This is a genomic window from Paenibacillus cineris (genome assembly GCF_018333335.1).
Classification (GTDB): Bacteria; Bacillota; Bacilli; order Paenibacillales; family Paenibacillaceae; genus Paenibacillus_AQ; species Paenibacillus_AQ favisporus.
Map to the genome: position 1 here is coordinate 1 of NZ_BORU01000045.1, position 255 is coordinate 255.

1 rRNA gene is annotated in these 255 nt (G+C 56.1%); it reads left to right on the forward strand.

Annotation, left to right across the window (positions count from 1 at the left end):
• Window positions 1–255: ribosomal RNA gene (locus KI379_RS33870) — 23S ribosomal RNA — on the forward strand; the annotation flags it as partial.

Below are 255 nucleotides of genomic sequence, written 5' to 3' on the forward strand. Positions count from 1 at the left end.
CTAAGTACCCTGAGGAAGAGAAAACAAGAGTGATTCCGTCAGTAGCGGCGAGCGAACGCGGAACAGCCTAAACCGGTCAGCTTGCTGGCCGGGGTTGTGGGACGTCTCACATGGAGTTACAAAGGAACTGGTTAGGCGAAGAGGTCTGGAAAGGCCCGGCATAGAAGGTAAAAGCCCTGTAGCCGAAAGTCAGTTCCCTCCGAGACGGATCCCGAGTAGTGCGGGGCACGTGAAACCCCGTATGAATCTGGCAGG